Origin of the sequence: Paracoccus saliphilus (genome assembly GCF_028553805.1) — a bacterium.
GTDB lineage: Bacteria > Pseudomonadota > Alphaproteobacteria > Rhodobacterales > Rhodobacteraceae > Paracoccus > Paracoccus saliphilus.
In genome coordinates, this window is the sequence record NZ_CP067140.1 from 4,015,054 (window position 1) to 4,031,330 (window position 16,277).

General features: G+C 59.5%; 15 protein-coding genes, 1 tRNA gene and 1 pseudogene. 11 read left to right on the forward strand and 6 right to left on the reverse strand.

The annotated features are described in order from the left end of the window. The first annotated feature begins 60 nt into the window (after positions 1-60). Both JHX88_RS19265 and JHX88_RS19270 read left to right on the forward strand, forming a co-directional pair. A tRNA-Met gene (locus JHX88_RS19265) sits at positions 61-137 on the forward strand. Between the two features lie 232 nt (positions 138-369). Continuing rightward, a complete protein-coding gene (locus tag JHX88_RS19270; protein WP_076527272.1) occupies positions 370-600 on the forward strand; it encodes a helix-turn-helix transcriptional regulator in 231 nt (76 codons plus the stop codon). On the opposite strand, the gene JHX88_RS19275 is transcribed toward JHX88_RS19270, so the two are convergent. Further along, on the reverse strand, positions 582-1,454 hold the full coding sequence (locus JHX88_RS19275; protein WP_076527271.1) for a hypothetical protein: 873 nt from the start codon (positions 1,452-1,454) through the stop codon (positions 582-584). The two genes, JHX88_RS19270 and JHX88_RS19275, sit on opposite strands and share 19 nt — an antisense overlap. Before the next feature lie 474 nt (positions 1,455-1,928). Here JHX88_RS19275 and JHX88_RS22255 point away from each other — a divergent pair, with 474 nt between their 5' ends. Beyond that, positions 1,929-2,066, forward strand: coding sequence for an SH3 domain-containing protein (locus tag JHX88_RS22255; protein WP_336389961.1), 138 nt, complete (start codon positions 1,929-1,931; stop codon positions 2,064-2,066). Positions 2,067-2,272: 206 nt separating this feature from the next. Here JHX88_RS22255 and JHX88_RS19285 read toward each other — a convergent pair whose 3' ends face one another. Together JHX88_RS19285 and JHX88_RS19295 are read right to left on the reverse strand one after the other, a co-directional pair. Further along, on the reverse strand, positions 2,273-3,076 hold the full coding sequence (locus JHX88_RS19285; RefSeq protein WP_336389915.1) for a glutathione S-transferase family protein: 804 nt from the start codon (positions 3,074-3,076) through the stop codon (positions 2,273-2,275). Between the two features lie 1,137 nt (positions 3,077-4,213). Then, positions 4,214-5,032, reverse strand: a complete 819-nt coding sequence (locus tag JHX88_RS19295) for a sugar phosphate isomerase/epimerase family protein (protein WP_076527269.1) — start codon at positions 5,030-5,032, stop codon at positions 4,214-4,216. A gap of 242 nt (positions 5,033-5,274) precedes the next feature. Here JHX88_RS19295 and JHX88_RS19300 point away from each other — a divergent pair, with 242 nt between their 5' ends. From JHX88_RS19300 to JHX88_RS19330, 7 genes are all read left to right on the forward strand, one after another. Next, the gene (locus JHX88_RS19300; RefSeq protein WP_272848112.1) at positions 5,275-6,918 is read left to right on the forward strand and encodes an ABC transporter substrate-binding protein; all 1,644 of its coding nucleotides are present in this window, start codon (positions 5,275-5,277) and stop codon (positions 6,916-6,918) included. Between the two features lie 93 nt (positions 6,919-7,011). Then, on the forward strand, positions 7,012-8,004 hold the full coding sequence (locus JHX88_RS19305; RefSeq protein WP_076527268.1) for an ABC transporter ATP-binding protein: 993 nt from the start codon (positions 7,012-7,014) through the stop codon (positions 8,002-8,004). Continuing rightward, positions 8,001-8,987: an ABC transporter ATP-binding protein gene (locus JHX88_RS19310; protein WP_076527267.1), complete on the forward strand. Its 987-nt coding sequence runs from the start codon at positions 8,001-8,003 to the stop codon at positions 8,985-8,987. Before JHX88_RS19305 ends, JHX88_RS19310 begins: the two co-directional genes overlap by 4 nt. 10 nt (positions 8,988-8,997) lie before the next feature. Then, on the forward strand, positions 8,998-9,924 hold the full coding sequence (locus JHX88_RS19315; RefSeq protein ID WP_076527266.1) for an ABC transporter permease: 927 nt from the start codon (positions 8,998-9,000) through the stop codon (positions 9,922-9,924). Between the two features lie 14 nt (positions 9,925-9,938). Further along, complete coding sequence (locus JHX88_RS19320; protein ID WP_076527265.1) at positions 9,939-10,811, forward strand: ABC transporter permease; 873 nt, start codon at positions 9,939-9,941, stop codon at positions 10,809-10,811. A gap of 24 nt (positions 10,812-10,835) precedes the next feature. Continuing rightward, the gene (locus tag JHX88_RS19325) at positions 10,836-11,579 is read left to right on the forward strand and encodes a glycerophosphodiester phosphodiesterase family protein (RefSeq protein WP_076527264.1); all 744 of its coding nucleotides are present in this window, start codon (positions 10,836-10,838) and stop codon (positions 11,577-11,579) included. Continuing rightward, positions 11,576-12,334, forward strand: coding sequence for an HAD family hydrolase (locus JHX88_RS19330; RefSeq protein WP_076527263.1), 759 nt, complete (start codon positions 11,576-11,578; stop codon positions 12,332-12,334). Before JHX88_RS19325 ends, JHX88_RS19330 begins: the two co-directional genes overlap by 4 nt. Before the next feature lie 500 nt (positions 12,335-12,834). Here the strand turns inward: JHX88_RS19330 and JHX88_RS19335 are convergent, their stop codons facing one another. Beyond that, a complete protein-coding gene (locus tag JHX88_RS19335) occupies positions 12,835-13,017 on the reverse strand; it encodes a hypothetical protein (RefSeq protein WP_076527262.1) in 183 nt (60 codons plus the stop codon). Further along, complete coding sequence (locus JHX88_RS19340) at positions 13,014-13,634, reverse strand: acetamidase/formamidase family protein (RefSeq protein ID WP_272848290.1); 621 nt, start codon at positions 13,632-13,634, stop codon at positions 13,014-13,016. Before JHX88_RS19340 ends, JHX88_RS19335 begins: the two co-directional genes overlap by 4 nt. Here JHX88_RS19340 and JHX88_RS19345 point away from each other — a divergent pair. Beyond that, positions 13,615-14,647: pseudogene (locus JHX88_RS19345) on the forward strand (IS3 family transposase); the annotation flags it as partial. The gene JHX88_RS19340 and the pseudogene JHX88_RS19345 overlap by 20 nt on opposite strands. Before the next feature lie 87 nt (positions 14,648-14,734). On the opposite strand, the gene JHX88_RS19350 reads toward JHX88_RS19345, so the two are convergent. Next, positions 14,735-16,054 (reverse strand): IS701 family transposase, encoded by a 1,320-nt coding sequence (locus JHX88_RS19350; RefSeq protein WP_419182351.1) that lies wholly within the window; start codon positions 16,052-16,054, stop codon positions 14,735-14,737. Between the last annotated feature and the right edge of the window lie 223 nt (positions 16,055-16,277).

Here is a 16,277-nt window from a genome sequence, read left to right on the forward strand (position 1 = left end):
GATCCTGACAGAAAAGCGCTTGACGCCTCCGACGCCACCCCTTACATCGCCCCCACCCATGGCGGAGTAGCTCAGTTGGTTAGAGCAGAGGAATCATAATCCTTGTGTCGGGGGTTCAAGTCCCTCCTCCGCTACCACCAATCCACCTGAAATATAATGAAGAAATTTTCGTCCTGACATTTCAGGCCTTCAGTGACCGTGTTCAGGGCTACATTCCGCTGTGTGTGCCCCGCAGTAGGTCATCCACGCATCGCAGCCCCGACACTCGAAAAAATCTCGATTCGTGCAAGAAGCCAAGAGCGGAATTCCGTCGTGCTGGTTATAAAAGGGCTACAACTCTAATTCGAGCAGCACAACTAGAGGAATACTATGAGCAAATCCGTCGAGATCACCTCACCCTTCCTGACCGTAGAGCAGGTTGCCGAGCGCTACAATGTCTCCACAGACAGCATCTGGCGTTGGAAGCGCCAGGGTAATTTCCCGAGACCGGTTCGGGTTGGCGGGAACTGCACTCGTTGGCGCTTGGATGACCTGATTGAACATGAAAGCACTCTCCCGGCCTGCTTCATTGGAAGGCTCGATTATATGTCGGCGGCCTGATGAGATAGGAACGAGCTGCTCCATATTAGGGTCCCCGAGAAAGGGTGTGGCGATCCAGGACTATCGCGCCCAGAGGAATGGCTAGACCGCACGCTGTCCATGGCCGGATCCCTATTCGAGTCAATGGTCATCGGCAATGCCCAGGTGGCTCGCTTGCCAGACTTGCATAGCTGGGGGTTAGGCGGTCCCTCGGTCCCCGTGGTCCCACCAGCCACAGCAAGCCACAACTTTCCAGCGCGCATCGCCCGAGCTCTGATCTCGGGTGACCACTTAGCTCGATCACACGTCCTAATCATTTGCAAGGTCCTGAGTCTGCGAACCCGGTCGGGGTTTACTGCTGGATCCTGGCCACAGGAAATGATCCAGATAAACACGATCCAGTCACGCTCGTTGGCCGTCAGATCTTCCCACTTCCCGATCGATGCCGGGTGAGAGGTAACATGAAAATATCCTCGCGCATTTTCCGAAATACCCCGGATCGTCGCGCGCCCTTTGGCCGTCATATGCGGGTCGTTGTGATCGGACGAATCACGGATCTCGTTCAACCACAGAAGCTCATTCTTGGAGACCGGCGTCCGAAACACGCTCAGGACAGCCTTTGCAGCAGCCGGTCCGATCGACTGTTCCAGCGACAGCCGCATCAGAAGGGCGGGATCTACCTCCAGCGCCCGAGCCAGGCCGGGCGCGCGACAGATTGGAACATTGTTCGCTCCGCTCTTGAGCATCGAAACGAAATTCGAGTTCCGGAAGCCTGATTCAACAGCGATATCGCTCTGGGTCTTGCGGTGCTTCAGGTAATGGACATGATCTGCAATCAGCTTGGCTGCGGGGGTGCCTGCGTAGGGTTTGGACATAAATCTTCTCGTCTGTTGTTTAACACAGACAAGTCATACCGACCCGGGCGCTCGAGGTCGGGTGGGATTAGCGCGACAAGGTCGGGAGCTGCGAAGTCCTAGGGAAAACTACCTACATGATGGGGGTGGAGGCGATGCCCAGGTTGCTCTAGACAGCCAATCCTCCGTCCCAATAACCGAGACCGCTTCGGAGCGCATCCACGCGCGCTTGCCCAACCCCAAACCGGACATTAACAAACTCGAGGACACTCGTTATGAACGAGAGGCGACTAGGGAGCAGGTCGCAACGGCAGGTCAAACACAAAAAACGATTGAGGACAGAAAATGAGCAATAGCAAGTTCAGCACCATATTGGCTTTGATTCTTGTCGCCGGATGTAGCACCGGTTCGGATGGAAGGGTGATGGTCAAGGGTGCTGGACCAGACGATCTCCTGAAACTACGGTCCGGGCCAGGACTGGAACATGATATAATTATGGGCCTGCCGGACGGAACCAGATTGGTCCGCAGGGGCTGCAAGCCCACAGGTGGCCGAACGTGGTGCAGGGTGTCCTTGGCAGATTCGCCCAAGACTATGGGCTATGTCTCCGCGGAGTATCTTGCGGTCTTCTGAGCACTTCAGCTTGACTCCAAAGCCCTCATGAAATTCTTCTCCTTCAGTTCATCTCCTATGAAGTAGATCTTCAGCGCTGATCGAACCTGCACCCGAAGGAAATGACCGGTCCGAGCCGATATTGCCGGGTTCCTGTAGGGCAGCCAATGGCTGCTTCAGCGGACAAAATATGGTTTACCAGCTGGCAGAGAACCAAAACCAGATGATCAGCTTTCGGCCTGACGCCGAACGGCGTCGGCAGCCTCGAAATGCGCCATTTGGTCGGCTTGGGCCTTCTTGAAAGCAGGCCGGTCCATGACCCTATCCACATAGGCTTCCGCTGCCGGTCGATCTCCGAAGGCACGAAGCTTCGCCACGCGCAGGACGTCCGCCATCATCAGGTCCGCGATGGTGAATCGACCGGCAGCAAGCCATTCTCGCTCGTTCAGGATGCGCTCCATGTGGGCCAGACGGCTTTCCAGCCAGCCGGTCAGCCCGTTCTCCTTCGCGCCTGTCACCTCAAGGAACCACCAGGGCACAGACACCATCTCGATGGAATTGAGAGCGGCGATGAACCACTGAAGGGTTTCGGCTCGCTCTTGCGGATCACGAGGCATCAGCGCCTCGCTCTTCTCCGCCAGATGCAAAACACAGGCCCCGCTCTCGAACATGTTAAGATCACCATCCGACATGAAGGGAACCTGCCCGAATGGCTGACAAGCAAGATGGTCTGGACCGCCTTCCCCGAATGGCACGGTTCGGACGGAATAAGGAAGGCCTGCCTCCTCACACGCCCATCTCAGTCGCATGTCGCGAACGAAGCCGGCAGGGCCATTCGTCATTGGCACCCAGTCGAGGGTCCAGATTGTTATGTTCTCGTGCATTCCCAAGTCCTCGAAGCAAAAATTTAGAGCAACTTTCTCGCAAGTATAGAGATAAAACGGACCTTCATGCCAACCGCAGCGAAAGTTCACTCCGTCCGTATGGCAGTCATTGTCTTCAGCGTTTGCGTCAACCTGGTTGAGCGACATCGTCACCTCGCCAGCAACAATCGTTTTCCGGCATAGTCATTTCATGACTTTGTCACGTGCCGCCAATATTCTGAATTTAGCGGTGTCGCCCTTTTTCGCCGCATTGGGGAACTACTCACTCGCGTCATCCTTTTGGCGCGGGTTTTCTTTGCCCCTGGATCATGCACCGTCTTGGATGGATGCAAGCAAATGAACCAATTTCATATGCCGACACCACACAGCGCGCATTCCGCTTGATCGGCGAGGTCATTGATCGGCAGTCTGTCAGTCAGGGCCAACGTTCAACAGGGAAAGCCCAAGCCCGCAACGCTCTTCCCTGCGGGTGTCTGCCCCACGCGACCCTCCTCCCGAAGCTCGCGTGGGGCATCTCCCGCTAAAAAAGCGACGCAACCTTCCCAATTGCATCAGCTTTCTCCTCCCTCCGATCCAGACACGATTGAACGGGAGGTCCTTTTGAGTCAACGAAAACATCATGCCTGGTCGATGCGCTGCCAAACGTAAACGCGCGGATCATCAGTTCGATGGCCAGGCGTTACGAGAGTCACCAATGCGGTAGGGAAGCGTCAGTGACGGCAGGTTCCGGCTCCCACCCTCCTTACCGCCGAGCAGGCACTTTTGCCTCTCCACGAGGCTCACTGCAGGCATCCTGAGCCGACCATATTACGAAGAGCTGTCCTACCGGCGTTCGTTCGTGAGGCCCGGTCCTGCCCAGAGCCAACCGAAATCATATTCGGCCATCGGTGTGCCAACCTGGTGGGCGCTAACGTTTTCCAGCTACGTCAGCCAAGCAATCACGTGGTTTCTCCCTGTGGTCGTTCGGAACGCTTCCCGAAGCCTGAGGGCGAAAGGTTTGTGTATTGCTGATCGATCGGATGAAAGGCAGCATGAACACCAAGCTCCATGCCGCCCAAAACGCAAGAGGCCGTTCGCTCAGGTTTCTCATGAAGGGGGATAGGGCAGCAGCTACGCTGGAGCAACAGTTTTGCCGAGCAGCCTGCCATGGCAAATGTCCGGAGGCTTAGCTTTTCGCCGTCACGTTCCTACGGTGATAAAACTGCGAATCCCAGCACTGCGAAACCATCAATTGCGCAGGCTGGACACGCGGACAAACACCGACCAACATGCTCCTGCGATCCCCTATCGTGCCAGCCCTAACTCCCGCAGATATTGCACCGATGGCAGGATGCCCGCCTTGTCCCGCAATTCCAGGATCAACCGGGGTTGGTCGCCAAGTGGCACCAGAGCATTGAAAACGGATGGCCAGTTAATGCTGCCCTTGCCGATCGCCCAATGCCTGTCTGCGTAGCCATCAGTGTCCTGAAGGTGCAGGTGATGCAATGAACCGCCCGCCCGGTGGATGAAGTAATCCACCGGCGCCGCACCGGTCGAGCCATGCGCATAATGGGCATGACCCGTATCGATCGAGACAGCGACGGCGGAACTGTCGAAACTCTCGGCCAGATGGCGCCGGGCGTCGGGATCCTTGTCCTCGATGTTCTCCAGCACCATGGTCACGCCAATCTCTTCGGCCCGCGGGATCACCGGCGCGAGTGTCGTATGAACCAGTTCGGAGATCCGCTCGCGCGCACCCGGGAGATTGTCGAGATTGTTATAGTCCCAGGTCGAATAGGGGCTGTGTATGACCATCTGGGTTGCGCCAAGTGCTTCGCAGACTGCAAGACCCTGCTCCATCCGCCGGGTCACGATGGCACGCATATCGGGATCGGGATTGGCAAGATGCAGCCCCCAGAACGGGCCGTGGATGCCCAACCGGCCAGTGTATCCGTCCAGCAGCCCCCGTGCCCGGTCAACGATGGGACGCCAATCTCCATTCAGAACCTTGGCATCAATGAAATCCTGAAGTTCAAGATCGCGCTGATCCTCGATGATCCAATCGCGCAGGGTTTCAAGGGTATCGAGCGGCATGGCCGCTCCGAGCAGTGGCAGGCTGGTCATTGAAACAGGTCTTCCGGTTGTTGCGAATGCATGGATGCACCGAAGTGGTTAGGAGGACTCGGTGACAGCCGGATGACGATTTCAGCACATCTCGGGCAAAAACCCTGAGCTTGGGCAAATGTAACCCAAACTTCGCGAAACGGTTGTCCACTTGTTACAAAACCGGAGTTAACGGGCCGCATGGAGGCCCAACCAGAGCCGCTCACCCTGACAATCCATCCCTTCCGGGAATGAGGAGATATATGATGATCACACTCAACCGTCGCCATGCGCTTGGCCTGATGGGCGCAGCCACGGGCAGCTTGATCCTGCCCGGATATCTGCGCGCACAGGGCACACGTCCCTCCGTGACCATCGCCGTGCAGAAGATCACCAACAACAACACTCTCGATATCTGGAACGAGCAGTCGAATGTTGGCGAACGGGTCTTCTTCCCCAATCTCTGGGAAGGGCTGATCCTTCGCAACTGGATGGGCGACCAGGGACCGCAGCCGGGGCTGGCGACGGAGTGGACGCGGATCGACGACAAGACTATCGAACTGAAACTTCGTGAAGGCGTGAGATTCCACAACGGTGACGAGATGACGGCCGAGGACGTGGCTTTCTCGTTCTCTCCCGAGCGGGTATTCGGCGAGACCCAGCCCGCAGGCGGCAAGACCATTTTTGCCGAGAATTTCAAGCCCGAAACCGCCAAGGATCTGCCCGCCAACATACCGGGAATCGGTCGTCGCCTGTGGCCTGCCCTAGCCGGTGTCGAGGTCGTCGACAAATATACCGTGCGCTTCCACAACGCGACCCCGGATGTGACGCTGGAAGGGCGCCTCTATGCCTTCGGTAGCCAGATTGCCAATCGCCGCGCATGGGACGAAGCGGAAACATATGCGGAATGGGCGAACAAGCCTGTGACGACCGGACCCTATATGGTCGAGGAATATCGCCCGGATGTCTCTTTGACCCTCGTCGCTTTCGACGATTACTGGGGCGGTCACCCTCCGCTGGAGCGCATCACATTCGTCGAAGTGCCGGAGGTGTCGAGCCGTATCAACGGCCTGCTGTCCGGAGAATACGACTTCGCCTGCGACCTGCCCCCGGATCAGATCGGCACGGTCATGGACACGGACGGTTTCGAGGTTCAAAGCTCGACCATCTGGAATCACCGGATCTCGGTCTTCAATACCCAGAACGAAATCCTCGCCGATCCCCTGGTCCGCCGCGCCATGACCCATGCCATCGACCGCGACGCGATCGTGCAGGCGCTTTGGGGTGGAATGACCAAGATCCCTGCCGGGCTGCAATTCGAAAGCTTCCGGTCCTCGGACATGTTCATCGACAACTGGACCGTTCCGGAATTCAACCCGGACCTGGCCCGTGACTTGTTGAAACAGGCCAATTACAAGGGCGATGCGATCCCGTTCCGCCTGCTGAACAACTACTACATCAACCAGGTTCCCAATGGTCAGATCATGGTCGAGATGTGGCAACAGGTCGGTCTGAATGTCGAGATCGAGATGAAGGAGAACTGGAGCCAGATCCACGATCCGTCCGGTATCAAAGGTGTTCGCGACTGGTCGGCCTCGAACAATATTAACGACCCGATCACGCCGATGGTCGTGCAATATGGTCCGAACGGCGAGGTTCAGCAGAAAAAGGACTGGACCAATGCCGAGTTCAATGACCTGTCGATTGTCATGGAAACCTCGACCGATCACGGCAAGCGCAAGAAGGCCATCGCCCGGATGCTGGAGATCGTGGAGCGCGAAGATCCCGCCTATCAGGTGCTGCACCAGAACGCTGTCTTTACCGGCATGCGCTCTGAACTGAACTGGAAGGCGGCACCGGCCTTTGCCATGGATTTCCGCGCCTCCAACTGGCCGTCGAACAGCTGACATCGTCATCGACCTTGTCCCGGCGGGCGATGCCGCTCGCCGGGACGCTGATTCCCGCCGGCAAGGCGGTGGCTTGACGAGAAAGGAAGGCAGATGGCCAATCTGATCGAGATCCGGGATCTTCGGGTCGCTTTCGATGGCGTCCCGGTATTGCATGGCATCGACCTCGACATTGCCGCAGGCGAAGCGCTTGGGCTGGTCGGGGAAAGCGGTTGCGGCAAATCCGTTACCTGGCTTGCGGCGCTAAGCTTGCTGCCCGCCAAGGCGCGGGTGGAGGGTTCGGTGCGCCTTGAGGCGTCCGAACTTGCCGGCGCGTCCCGCTCGCGGCTGGAAACAGTGCGGGGTGGACGTGTCGCCATGATTTTTCAGGATCCCGCCAGCGCCTTGAATCCGGTGCAAAGAGTGGGAAAACAGCTTTGCGAGGCGCTGCGCCTGCATCGCGGCCTGAGGGGAAGCGCAGGCAGGGCCGCTGCGCTGGAACTCATGGATATGGTCGGCATTCCTGACGCGCGTGGCCGGTTCGGCCTCTTCCCGCATGAGTTTTCCGGAGGGCAATGCCAGCGCCTGATGATCGCCATGGCACTTGCCGGAGAGCCGGACCTGCTCATCGCCGATGAACCCACAACTGCGCTCGATGCCACGATCCAGGCGCAAATCCTCGACCTGCTGGCGCGGCTGCGGCGCGAGATGAGCATGGCGATGGTCTTTATCAGCCATGATCTGGGCGCCGTCGCACAGGTCTGCGAGCGGGTCTGCGTGATGTATGCTGGCCGCATCGTCGAACAGGGGCCGGTCGGCCAACTTTTCGAGATCCCGCGGCATCCCTATACCCGCGGTCTTTTCGACGCGCTTCCACGGCTTGACGGGCCACGCATTCCGTTGACGCCAATTCCCGGCACCGTGCCGGATCCGCGCAAGATGCCTCGGGGATGCGCATTCGCGCCGCGCTGTGCCCATGCGCGTGATTTCTGCCAATCGGAACAGCCCGATCTGCTTCCGCAGAGAGATGGGCGGTATCTGGCCTGCGCCTATCCGCTCCCCGAAGCCGCCACGGCAATCCGATCAAAGGAAGAGGTCCTGCAATGACCGTCCTTCTCGAAGCAGACAACCTTGTCCGTATCTATTCCAGCCGCCAGGGGATTCTCGGCAAGCCCACACCAATTCGCGCCGTGGACGGGGTCAGTTTGCGCGTCCGGCACGGCGAAACCCTTGGAATCGTCGGCGAAAGCGGATCCGGAAAATCTACGCTCGGGCGGATGCTTCTGGGTGTCGATCCGGCGCAAGGCGGCGAGGTGCGATATGACGGCACGCCGATGCCCGCGCCGGGCACACCGGCATGGCGTGCGCTTCGCGCCAGGATGCAGATGATCTACCAGGACCCGCTGGCGGCACTGGACCGGCGCCTGACCATCGCGGCGCAAATAGCCGAACCGCTGGAAATTCACGGTATCGGCGACAAGCCCGAACAGGCGGAACGTGTCGCGGACCTGATCGCCTCGGTGGGGCTCCGCCCCGATCAGGCCAACCGTTATCCGCATGAACTTTCGGGCGGGCAGCGCCAGCGAGTCGTGATCGCCCGAGCGCTGGCCACACGCCCCGATCTGCTGGTTTGCGACGAACCGGTATCGGCGCTCGACGTATCCATCCAGGCACAGGTCGTGAACCTGCTACGCGATCTGCAGCAGCGCAACGGGCTGAGCATGGTCTTCATCAGCCACGATCTCAAAGTGGTGCGCAATCTCTGTGACCGGGTGGCCGTGATGTATCTTGGCCGCATCGTCGAGGAAGGGGCCGTCGAGGATTTGTTTGCCTCGCCGCGTCATCCCTACACACAGGCGCTGATTTCTTCGGTTCCCCAACCCGGACGCCCGCTTGACGGGCGGATCATCCTGCAGGGCGAGCCTCCGAACCCGGCAAGCCGCCCGGATGGTTGCGCCTTCCACCCGCGCTGCGTGCATGCGACCGCACTCTGCCGTGGCGAAACTCCGGTCCTGCGCCGAAACGAGCCTGGCCACAGCACCGCCTGCCATCTCGTTGACGGCGCCCAATCCGCCTCGAAAGCAGCGTGAGGAGCATCTGATGATCCGCTTCGTTTCCATCCGCCTGCTGCGCGCCGCCGTCACGGTGCTTGCGGTCATGACATTCGCCTTTTTGGTGCTCCGCCTGTCCGGAGACCCTGCCGAAGTGATGCTGGGCCCCGATGTGCCGCAGGACGTCATCAACGCATTTCGCGCCCAATGGGGACTCGATGCTCCGCTCTGGCAACAGTATTTTTCCTATCTCGGCGCCATTTTCACCGGAGATTTCGGCCTGTCGATGCGCGACCGTTCGCCAGCGATCGACCTGGTGATGGAGCGGGTGCCGGCCACATTGCAACTGACCCTCCCTGCCCTGCTGCTGAAACTGGGCATCGGTATCCCCGCAGGGATCTATGCGGCGCTGCACCGTGACAGCAGCATCGACCGGGGCGTGATCCTGTTGGCCGTCCTCGGGTTCACCATCCCCTCCTTCGTGATGGGGCTGGTGCTGGTGCTGATCTTCGCCGTCACATGGAACATACTGCCCTCGGGCGGATTTGGCACATGGCAGCATGCGATCCTGCCCGCCATCACCATCTCGATCGGCGGCATCGGCATCCTCGCCCGTTTCTCTCGCTCGGCGATGATCGAGGTGATGGGGCAACCCTATATCCGCACGGCCTCGGCCAAGGGGGTGAAATGGCGCGACGTGGTCCGGGGTCATGCCCTGCCCAACGCGGCGGTGCCCATCGTGACCATCGTGGGTTTCATGGTTGGTTCGCTTATTGCCGGGGCCGTGGTGGTCGAGACGATTTTCTCATGGCCAGGCATCGGACGGCTGTTGATCGTTTCCGTCAGTAACCGGGATCTGGCCGTGGTCCAGTGCATCCTGCTGCTGATCGCCGCGGTGATGGTCGTCTCCAACCTGGTCGTCGACCTGCTTTATGGCTGGCTCGATCCCCGGCTGCGCAGCCAGACCGCTCATTGACCCGAGGATATCCCATGGCATTCGTCAACCCTTCCGATACGGCAATCGAACCGCAGCGCAAGATGATCCGTAGGATCACAGCCATCCCCGGGATGGTGATCTTTGGCCTGTTCTGGCTTGGCCTGATCGTGCTTTGCGCAGTATTTGTCGATTTGCTGCGCCCCTATGACATCACCCAGATGGACCTGTCGGCCCGACTCTTGCCACCCGGCACGCCCGGCCACTGGCTCGGCACTGACGAGTTGGGGCGCGACGTGCTCTCGCGGTTGATCCAGTCGGTTCGCGTCTCGCTGGTGATCGCGTTCGGGGCGACGATCATCTCGGCCATCTTCGGCACCACCCTGGGATTCCTTGCGGCCAAGTTCCGGGGTGTGGTCGAACATTTCGTCGTCATGCTCGCCGATTTTCAGGCTGCGCTACCCTTCCTGATCATGTCGCTGGCGGTGCTTGCCTTCTTCGGCTCTTCCATGGTGTTGCTGGTCTGCCTGATGGGTTTTTACGGATGGGAGCGCTATGCCCGCATCGCCCGCGGCCTTGCTATCTCGGCAGGCGCACAGGGATATGCGGAAGCGGTTGTGCAACTCGGTGCCACGCCGCGCCGCGTCTATCTGCGCCATATCCTGCCCAATGTCGCCTCTACCCTCATCGTTTCGATGACCCTGACCTTTCCCGAAATCATCCTGATGGAATCGGGGCTGTCCTTCCTCGGCCTTGGTGTGCAGCCCCCGGAAACGAGTCTTGGCAACATGGTCGGTTTCGGGCGCGAATACCTGACCACCGCGCCATGGATAATGCTGTTTCCGGCCATTCTGATCATGCTGACCACGCTGTCGATCTCACTGGTCGGCGATTGGCTACGTGACAAGCTTGACCCGACGATCCGCTGACATTGCAACCATAAGGACAATCCCGTGACATATATCATCGGTCATCGCGGTGCCCACGATCTGTGGGCGGAAAACTCGCTTGCCGGTTTTCGCCAGGCGGTTCGCCTTGGCTGCACAGCCATCGAATTCGACGTCCACCTGACCGATGCCGGGGAGTTGGTGGTCATTCACGATCCCACGCTCGACCGCACCACGGAAAGCGAGGGCGAAGTCAGGAACCTTTCGCCCCGGGCGAGAGCGACGACACGGCTGAAGAACTCTGCCGAAGCGATTCCGACACTTGACGACGTACTTGGCGTTCTGGCGCCCGTCCCGAACCTGCAATTACATGTCGAGATCAAGCTGGATGCGCGGGGGATCGGCTATCCGGGAATTGCCGGGCGCGTGGCTGAACGGCTCTTGGCTCATGGCCTTGGCAAACGCGCCTATCTTACGTCATTCGACTTGGGCATCCTTCGTGAATGCAAGGCGGAGGCACCGGGAATCGCGCGGCTGGTTTCGGCAGACCCGGTTTGGCTTTCCCAGCACGGAGGGCTTCCGGCGTTCGTGGGAAAGGCTGCGCCGCTCGTCGAGATCATCGCTCTGCGTCACGATCTCCTGGCCGAGAAATTCGAGGACACGCTTACCCTCTGGCCACTGGAACGGCTTTGCGTCTGGACGGTCAACAATCCCGAAGACATGCGGGCATGGCTTTCCCGCAGGATCGGCTATCTGACGACAGACCGGCCGGATCTGGCGCTGGAAATGAATGAGCAGGTGATGGCATGAACAATGAGCTCTGTCCGTCCGCATCCTTGCCGTCAGGCCTTGTGATCTTCGATTGCGACGGTGTCCTGATCGATAGCGAGGCGCTTGCCTCTCGGCTTCTGGCAGACGTGCTTGGCGAGGCCGGGGCCGCGATCACGTCCGAAGAGGCACATCTGCGTTTCACCGGCTGTCCGACAGACGAGGTGCTGCGCATTTGCCGGGAGGATTACGGGCTTTGCCATGCGGGGCAGTTGCTTGAAGTATACAGGGAAAGACTCTTCCCCGCCTTTCAGCAGAAACTGCAGGCCGTCCAGGGAATCGATCGACTTCTGACACGGCTTGACCGCCCCGCCTGTGTCGCCTCGAACAGTGATGTCGAACGTCTGGAGGCGTCACTTGGACTATTGCCGCTGCGGCGTTATTTCGGCCCTCACGTCTATTCGGCGGAGATGGTGGCGAGTCCCAAGCCTGCGCCGGATCTGGTTCTGCTCTGCCTTGATCGAATGGGCATCCCGGCGGGCGACGCCGTCATGATCGACGACAGCCCGCACGGCATCCATGCCGCCGCGACTGCTGGCGTGGCCCCGATCGGTTTCGTGACGCCCGGAGATCCCCGTCCTGATCGCGGCGATATTCTGAAAGCAGCCGGAGCGATAGCCGTGGCCCGAAGCGTATCGGAACTGGAGACGGTGCTGGGTCTTGAGGCGCATTCGCCAGATCGGCTGCATGCGGGTGCTTCCCGACCCAGAACTGGCTCACGGCACGGAGTTGCCTAGGGTATCCATTGGCGGGCGCCATAGCGAATTACCCGAAGCGTTTGCGGATTTGGTTGATCACCTCTCTTCAACCAAGCACCACTTCCTCAGAGGGTCGAGATCATGGCTAGCTTTCATCAGCGGGGGTGCCTGAGTGTCTTCGGTTGTTTCCTGATTAGCCGACACCGCGGATGGGGATCAGTGCGCATCAATCCGGGCACCAATGTATTCGTTGGAGATGTGTTACTACTACCGTTCGTCTCCGTGCCCCAGTTCGTCCCAGATCGAGTCGAATTCATACTTGGCTACCTATCCCAATCACGCAAAGCTACGGGCGGTTCCTGCCCAAGTCACCTATGTTGCGAAACATCTCCCGCGCGTAGCAGACAAGGAAGAACGGGTTGGTCGGCCGCTGTAAGACGGCCGACCAGATATCTTGAAGTACGTTTTATCACGCTGTTCGGAGATTCCGGAGCGAATCCACATTTGCAGTCAACGCTGGTCCCATCAGTCGCACAGGGTCAGTCGACGGCAAGGGCAGAGAAATCCGCCTTCGGGATTAGCGCATGCACTCCCTTTGTTTTGTCCACCACTTGCGATACCTCGAAATCAACGTCGGCGCTAAGATAAGCCAGCGCGGTAGCGCGATCCATCTGATAGCGCCCGGTCAGCAGCCCAATGGACTGACGCACCGCCTCTTTCATGCCTCGTCAAGATCCTTGTTCAGTCCGATGGCGATCCAATAATCTTTGGTCTCAGCCATGGGGTGGGCGATATGGCCGCTAACCGGGAGCCCCTTGTCTCCGGGCTTGAGAACGGTAAGGTGGAAGGTGGGGTGCATCGAGTGCTCCAGCGCCGTGAGCGCAACCTCTCCGTCGCCCTGAGCTGCGTGCGGATCGCCGGTATAAAAAAGTGCGCCCGCCACCTCGACTGGCAAGTAAAGTGTTGAACCGGCGCCGAGCTCGTTGATATCGAGATTTCCGCCATAAATGGCGGGCGGCACCGAATGAACCGGCTCGGAGGTATCAGATGCGACGCCCATCAGCCCCATGAAAGGCCGAATTGGAAATTCGACCATCTCGCCTTCGGCTGTGTGCAGCGCACCAAAATATTGTCCGTCGCGCTCGGAGATTGGTGTGAAGATCGAAACATTGTTATAGGCTTCGGGATTTTCCGCACTTGCATCAGCGGCGGGTTCGGGTGTCTCTGGAAACTCACCCGGAAGAGCGCCCTTACTGGTCTGCCCCCTGAAAATTGGTCCTCCCTGAAGTAGGCTTTTGAGCCAGATGGAGGATGAAGGAATGCCCCAGAAGAAGCACAAACCTGAGGAAATCGTCGCCAAGCTCCGGCAAGTCGATGTGTTGGTTTCGCAAGGCCGCTCTGTAGCTGAAGCAGTTCGCTCGATCGGAGTGACGCAATTCACCTATTACCGTTGGCGCAAGGAGTTCGGTGGCCTGAAGACCGACCAAGTGAAGCGTCTCAAGGACCTCGAGAAAGAGAACGAGCGGTTGCGGAAGGCAGTTTCCGACCTGACGCTTGAGAAGCTGATCCTGCGGGATGAGGTATGGAATGCCACTGGTTCGAATGACATGCCGAATGCATCGGGAAACTTCTGAGCCCCGCCCGTCGCCGTGCCTGCGTCGATCATGTCAGGCAGAAGTTTCGGGTCTCGGAACGGTTTGCCTGCCGGGTTCTCGGGCAGCACCGCTCGACACAGCGGAAAGTGCCGCGTAAGCGGGCCGATGAAGACGCGTTGACCGCGGATATCATCGCACTCGCCAGCCAGTATGGGCGCTATGGCTACCGCCGGATCACGGCCTTGCTGCGACAGGCCGGATGGGCTGTGAACGTGAAGCGTGTCGAACGAATCTGGCGGCGGGACTGAGGAGGATCAGGAAACAGTCCGGGGGACTGTTTTCCCGACGAAGCTGAAGGTCCCGCAGAAACAGCCAAAGAAGGGCCGGCGCTGGCTCAATGACCGATCCTGTATCCGTCTGCGGCCGGAGCGCCCGAACCACGTCTGGTCCTACGACGTCGTCGAGAGCCGGACCCATGATGGGAGGAAGTTCCGCATGCTCAACCTTATTGACGAGTTCACCCGGGAATGCTTGTCGATCCGCGTCGATCGCAAACTCAATTCAACCGATGTCATCGACGTACTGTCCGACCAGTTCATCCTGCGCGGCGTTCCGGAGCACATTCGATCCGAGTTGCCATTGGAGCGCCATTGGTCCGAGCGACAATGGCGACGGTCCTGACTTCATTGCCAAGGCCGTCCGGGATTGGATTACCGCTGTCGGGGCAGGACAGTTGGTGAGCCATAAATCTTCGCCGGTGCGCCTGATTCACCGAGTCCCTTATGCGGATCGTATGCGCTTTTGTGCGAGCCTACGAACCTAGCACTACTTTGGCAGATTTTTCTCACCCGCTGCGATACGCCTTTCGCAATGAGGGCATCGAATAGGCGGTGGGCGCTCCAGGATATCGAGGATTGCTTGCCTGACGGCTGGCATGGTTGGTTGTGGGGGTGGTCCCGGGACTCTTTTTCCCCCGTCCCGCAGCCTTGAGGCGGCGGGATTGGAGGAAGGCGTAGGCGATCATCGTCATCAGTGCGTGTCGGTGAAGACCCGTCCAGGACCGCCCCTCGAAATGATCGAGACCAAGCTCTTCCTTGAGTTGTTGATGCGCCTGTTCGCAGATCCATCGGGCCTTGACGGTAGCGGCGAGCGTCTTGAGGCAGGTGTCGGCTGGCAGGTTCGAGGCGTAATATTTCCGTTCGCCGGTCGCACGGCGTTCACCGATCAGCCAAACCTCCTCGTCACCAGGCATAGCCTGCACACGGCCATCCGCCATGCGATGCCGATAGCCATCGGCGATGCGGACACGGATTGCGGCGAACTGGCAATTCAACCTGCCTTTGGTCCCACGCCTCCAGCTGACCTTCCGCCATTTCTCGTCCTTCAGCATCTGTTCAGCGGAAACGGCCACGCGGTCGGGGAGGTGATATTTGCGGCGGCGACCGCGTCCCACCTCGGGAAAGACCAGCCCGACATCCGCCGGATAGACGTTCTGGCGCCGCGACAGGCCGACCGCCCATGCAAGGCCGCGCTCGCTCAGAGACTGGCGGAAAGGCCCGCCCGATCCGTAACCCGCATCGGCCAGCACACAGCCGAAGCGGACGCCCGCATCCCTCACCCGGTCAATCTCCTCGATGGCAATCTCAGGTTTACTCAGGGCCGCTCGCCGATATTCCGGCACCCGGGCTCGGGCCATGCGGTCGGGATCGTCGGTCCAGACTTCCGGTAGAAACAGCCGCAACCCCACCGCCACCGGCACCTCGCGCGACGCCAGTGTTACCGAGACCAGCGACTGGCAATTCGCGGTCTTGCCCAGCGAGGAGGCATATTGTGGCGCAACCCCAACCGAGCGTTCGCCCTTCTTCGGCAGACAGGTATCATCGATGACCAGAAAGGCCTCCGCGCCGCCAACCAGCCTGTCGGCCTCGGCCAGCAAGGCCGCTTCCAGCGGCGCGCTGTCCCAGACCCCGTCGGCGATGAAATGATGCAGTTGGTCATAGCTGACCGCCCTGTCCCGCTCGGCCATCGGCTGCACGCTCTTGCGATCACCCGGGCCGATCAACCCGGCAACATAGGCCGGACACATCCGCCCCCGCGTCTTGTGCCCAAGCCCCGCAATAAACGGTGCCAGCCATGTCTCCAGATCGTCCCGCCAGTTCTCCATAATCCGCCAGCCTCCCTCAAAGCTGGCTCCCTATGAATCACCCAAAACACCTCCCGTGAATCCGGAGATTGTCGTATCAGCAAAAATCTGCCAAAGTAGTGCTAGGGGATCGCGCCTGAATGGGTACAACTCGGCCGGTGGTCTCTGGTTACGTTTTGCAACAGTTCCGATCACGGACTTGACAAATAATACCCCCCATGAAATGTCGACAAAAACCATTGGT